4 protein-coding genes are annotated in these 5,144 nt (G+C 59.6%); 3 read left to right on the top strand and 1 reads right to left on the bottom strand.

Annotated features, from left to right (window positions below; all coding sequences use genetic code 11):
* Positions 1-236 precede the first annotated feature (236 nt).
* Positions 237-1,151, bottom strand: a complete 915-nt coding sequence (locus M0D69_RS43365) for a LysR substrate-binding domain-containing protein (protein ID WP_301787933.1) — start codon at positions 1,149-1,151, stop codon at positions 237-239.
* A gap of 125 nt (positions 1,152-1,276) precedes the next feature.
* Here M0D69_RS43365 and M0D69_RS43360 point away from each other — a divergent pair, with 125 nt between their 5' ends.
* From M0D69_RS43360 to M0D69_RS43350, 3 genes are all read left to right on the top strand, one after another.
* Positions 1,277-2,431 carry a methionine aminotransferase gene (locus tag M0D69_RS43360; RefSeq protein ID WP_301787932.1) on the top strand — a complete coding sequence of 385 codons (1,155 nt, stop codon included), beginning with the start codon at positions 1,277-1,279 and terminating at the stop codon, positions 2,429-2,431.
* A 40-nt stretch (positions 2,432-2,471) separates the two neighbouring features.
* Entirely contained in the window at positions 2,472-3,266 is a 795-nt protein-coding gene (locus tag M0D69_RS43355; protein WP_301787931.1) for an ABC transporter substrate-binding protein, read from the top strand.
* 156 nt (positions 3,267-3,422) lie between these two features.
* Positions 3,423-4,985 carry a DHA2 family efflux MFS transporter permease subunit gene (locus M0D69_RS43350; RefSeq protein ID WP_301787930.1) on the top strand — a complete coding sequence of 521 codons (1,563 nt, stop codon included), beginning with the start codon at positions 3,423-3,425 and terminating at the stop codon, positions 4,983-4,985.
* Positions 4,986-5,144: the final 159 nt, after the last annotated feature.

Below are 5,144 nucleotides of genomic sequence, written 5' to 3'. Positions count from 1 at the left end.
CCGGATGTCACAGGGTTAAACAAAAACCCGTTTACACAAAATCCGGGACACCCTCGTCGGGGGTGGTGCCGGGTTGCCACGCACAGTGGCTAATAGTGTAAAGAGAACAGCTCCCGCAGACCACTAAGGCCGAAAGCAGCAACCCGGCATCACCCCTGACCACAAACACCGAAAGCACCAACCCAACACCACCCCCGCCCAACGAGCGCCAGCGACCACCCAGTGCGAACGAAAAATCACCGCCCCAAATACGTCGAAAGATTCGCCCGCGTCTGCGCCGCCTCCCCTTCAAGCCATTCGGCAAATTCCTGCAAAACCGGCGACGGCGCCGGCCGCTCCGGATAGATCAGATAATACGAAGCCCCGCTAGGCACACAAAGCGAAAACGGCGTAATGATCCGCTGCGCCAGCAAATCCTCCTCGATCAGCGACAAATCCCCGATCGTCACGCCCAACCCCTGCATCGCAGACGAAATCGCGAGATCGAGCGTATCGAAGTGCTGCGCTTTCGCCGATGGCAACCCGCGATACCCATACGCCTCCAGCCATCTCAGCCAGTCCCGCCGATCACGCGTCGGATGCAACAACGTCTGATCGGCAAGATCGTCCGGTGTAGCCGCGCCAGCCCGCCGCTCCTTCCACAAACCCGGCGCACACACCGGCGTCAGCACCTCATCGAACAGATGATGCGAACTCACGCCCTTCAGCGTCGGCTGGCCGAACACAATGGCGGCATCGAACTGCTCGGCGTTGAACTCCACCCCATGCGACACCGCCGCCGTCACCTCGATCACCAGTTCGGGCCGCTCATTCTGCAACCGGATCACGCGCGGCAAGATCCAGCGCATCGCGCACGTCGGGCATTTCACCCGCAACGTACCGGACTGCGCCCCACTACGCTCCAGCGCCTCGGTAATCTGCGCCAGCGCCTGCTGCAAAGGCGCGAGCAGCATGGCGCCATTTGGGGTAAGCGCAAGACCGCGCGGCTGGCGCACGAACAGCGCATAACCAAGATGCGCCTCCAGACCGGAAATCTGCCTGCTGACGGCACCCTGCGTAATGTTGAGAACATCGGCGGCGCGGGTAAAGTTCAGTCGCTGTGCCACGACCGCGAAGGTTTTGAGCACATCCAAAGACGGTAGCGGTTTCATTATCGGATCTCGTAAGCCATGAGCTGGATTCATGGCGAGTATGACAAACTTTCGATTGTCCGCGCTTTATTGCTGCGGTCGAATGACAATCGATATTCGAATTCAGTCTTCCGGAGACCATCGTCGTGAAAAGTGCCTGGACCCCCACGTCGAAGCTGCCCAATGTTGGCACGACCATATTTACCGTGATCGGCCAGCTCGCCGAGGAACACGACGCGCTGAATCTCTCGCAAGGCGCACCCAATTTCGCGTGCGATCCGAAACTCGTGGAAAGCGCCGCCCGAGCCATGCGCGCCGGGCATAACCAGTACGCCCCCATGTCGGGCGTGCTCGCGCTGCGCGAAGCCATCGCGCAAAAAACGGAGCAGCTCTACGGCGCCACCTACGATCCGGACAGCGAAATCACCGTGGTAGCCAGCGCGAGCGAAGGGCTGTACGCGTCGATCAGCGCGCTCGTGCATCCCGGCGACGAAGTGATCTACTTCGAACCTTCATTCGATAGCTACGGCCCCATCGTGCAATTGCAGGGCGCCAAGCCCATCGCGATCAAGCTCTCGCCGGTGGACTTTCATATCGACTGGGACGAGGTCGCGGCAGTCATCACCCCGCGCACCCGGATGATCATCGTCAACTCGCCGCACAACCCGTCCGGCAGCGCGTTCACGGCTGAAGACATCAACCGCCTCACGGCGCTGACGCACAATTCGAAGATCATCGTGTTGTCGGATGAGGTGTATGAGCACGTCGTCTTCGACGGCGCCTTGCATCACAGCATGGCGCGTTATCCGGCGCTGGCTGAGCGCAGCGTGATCGTGTCGTCGTTCGGCAAGTCGTATCACGTGACAGGGTGGCGCGTCGGCTTTACGCTCGCCCCCGCCGAGCTGACAAACGAGATCCGCAAGGTTCATCAGTTCATGACCTTCTCCGCCGATACCCCCATGCAGATCGCGTTCGCGGAAGCACTCGGCGACGCATCGAGCTATCTCGGGCTCGGCGAGTTCTATCAGAAGAAACGCGATCTCCTCGCTGAAGCGCTTGGCGGTTCACGCTTCGAACTCTTGCCGAGCGCGGGCAGCTTTTTCATGCTGGCGCGCTTCGGCGCGTTCTCCGATGAATCCGACAGCGACTTCGTGCTGCGCCTGATCCGCGAAACCCGCGTCGCGACCATTCCGTTGTCGGCGTTCTACACCGACGGCACGGACAACCGCATCATCCGCCTCAGCTTCGCCAAGGACGACGACACGCTGCGAGAAGGCGCCCGCCGCTTGTGCGCGGTTTGACGCTGGTTAGAAGCCATTCCAACTTATAGAGAGACACACCATGAAAAAAACCGCTCACGTTTTGTCGGCCGCGCTGCTGCTGGCCGCCTCGGTCTGCACCACCGCCGCGTACGCCGCCGACTCCGATACCTTGCGCTACGGCGTGGAAGCGCAGTATCCGCCGTTCGAATCGAAGGCGGCATCGGGTGAATTGCAAGGCCTGGATATCGATGTCGGCAACGCCGTCTGCGCCACGGCGAAGATGAAATGCGCGTGGGTGGAGACCTCGTTCGACGGTTTGATTCCCGCCTTGCAAGGCCGCAAATTCGACGCGATCAATTCCGCGATGAACGCCACCGATCAGCGCCGTCAAGCCATCGATTTCACGACCGTGGTGTATCGCGTGCCGACCCAGCTGATCGCGAAAACGGGTAGTGGGCTCGAGCCGACGGCGGCATCGCTGAAGGGCAAGACCATCGGCGTGTTGCAGGGTTCGATCCAGGAAAATTTCGCCAAGGCGCATTGGGCCAACGCAGGCGTGAACGTTGTGCCGTACCAGGACCAGAACCAGGCTTACACCGACCTGAAGGCTGGGCGTCTTGACGGCACACTGGTGCTCTCGGCAGCCGGACAAAACGGCTTTTTATCGAAGCCGGACGGCGCGGGTTACAGCTTTGTCGGCGGCCCGGTTAGTGATGACAAGATCCTGGGCAGCGGTATCGCGTTCGGGGTTCGTAAGGGCGACGACGCGTTGAAGCAGCGTCTGAACACAGCGATCGCCAAGCTCAAAGCGGACGGCACGATTGCGGCGTTCGCGAAGAAGTATCTCGGCGATATCGACGTATCGGCTAAATAAGCGGGATTTTCCGGAACCGCGGAACGGTCGATGGGCGGATGAAGGCCGCAGTGCGGCCAGCGAGGATTTTTGAACGCTGGCACACTGCGGCCTTCGTTGTTGGCACAATCGGCCGCCACGTTTCATTGCGTGGCCGCTGCTTTATCCGGATCTCCCATGAGCACTGCGCCTGCGACACCCTCCCCGCTGCCGCCGTTAAAGGGCGGACAACTGGTTCTTGCGACCATCGCCGTGGCGCTCGCCACGTTCATGAACGTGCTCGATTCATCGATCGCGAACGTCGCCATCCCGACTATTTCCGGCAATCTCGGCGTTTCCGTCGATGAAGGCACGTGGGTCGTGACCGTGTTCGCAGCGGCCAATGCCGTGTCGATTCCGTTGACCGGCTGGCTGACGCAGCGGATTGGGCAGATCAAGCTGTTTGTCGGCGCCATCTTGTTGTTCGTGATTTCTTCGTGGCTCTGCGGACTTGCGCCGACTTTGCCGGTGCTGCTGGCCGCGCGGGTTTTGCAAGGCGCCGTTGCCGGGCCGCTGATTCCGCTGTCGCAGGCTATCTTGCTGGGTTCGTACCCGAAGGAGAAGGCGTCGATGGCGCTTTCCTTATGGGCGATGACCGCCGTTGTCGGGCCGATTGCCGGACCGGCTTTAGGCGGCTGGATTACCGATAGCTATAGCTGGTCATGGATCTTCTATATCAACATTCCTGTCGGCTTGTTTGCCGCCAGCGTGACGTGGTTTATTTACCGGAAGCGTGAATCCACCACACGTAAAGCGCCTATTGATACGGTTGGGCTCGCCTTGCTGATTGCGTGGGTTGCATCGCTGCAGATCATGCTCGACAAGGGACGGGACCTTGACTGGTTTTCATCGCCGCTGATCGTGTGGCTGGGGATCATTGCGTTGATTGCCTTTGCGCTATTTGTGGTGTGGGAACTGACCGATGCGAATCCCGTTGTCGATTTGCGGTTGTTTGCCGGGCGGAATTTCTTTGGCGGGACAGTTGCCATTTCTGTCGCCTACGGGGTGTTCTTCGGCAATCTCGTTTTATTGCCGCAATGGATGCAGCAGTATCTGAATTACCGTTCCGTCGATGCCGGTTTGGTTACTGCGCCATTGGGTATTTTTGCGGTGATTCTCGCGCCGGTCATGGGTCGGGTTTTACCTCGCACTGATGCGCGTGTAGTCGCGACGATGGCGTTTATCGGTTTCGCCATTGTGTTTTATATGCGCTCGAAGTATGTGATCCAGATTGATACCTGGCACTTGGTTTTGCCCACGCTTTTACAGGGCATTCCGATGGCGCTGTTTTTCGTGCCGTTGACGTCGATTATCTTGTCGGGGCTGGCGCCGTCGAAGATTCCCGCTGCCGCGGGGTTATCGAATTTTGCGCGGGTGTTTTGCGGGGCTGTGGGGACGTCGCTTGCGGGGAATGCCTGGACGGACCGGATTGCCTTGCATCATGAGCGGCTGACTGAGCAGGCTAACGCGAATAACCCGGCGTTTATGCAGTCGTTGCAGGCGTCGCAGAGCGCGCTTAATGTCAGCGAGTCGCAGGCCCGGGGGTTGTTCGATTTCACGGTCAATACGCAAGCCGCGATGATGGGGTTGAACGATATCTTTTTTGCTTCAGCGGTTATTTTTATTCTGATTATTCCGCTGATCTGGATTACCAAGCGGGCTAAGGGCGGAGGTGGCGGCGGCGCGGCAGGGGCGCATTGAATTTCGTTCGCACTCGGGGTTCTGGTTGGGGGGCCGGTGGTCAGGGGGGCCGGGTTGCTGCTGCTTAGCAGGCTGCGGAAATACCTCGCCCCGAAGTCACCCACAAGGTCAGTTCAAACGTTGTTAGTAAAGACCCCACAACTGTGAGAAGCGATGCGC

The organism is Caballeronia sp. SEWSISQ10-4 2 (assembly GCF_030464885.1).
Lineage (GTDB): Bacteria > Pseudomonadota > Gammaproteobacteria > Burkholderiales > Burkholderiaceae > Caballeronia.
This window is presented reverse-complemented; position numbering and strand designations above follow the sequence as displayed.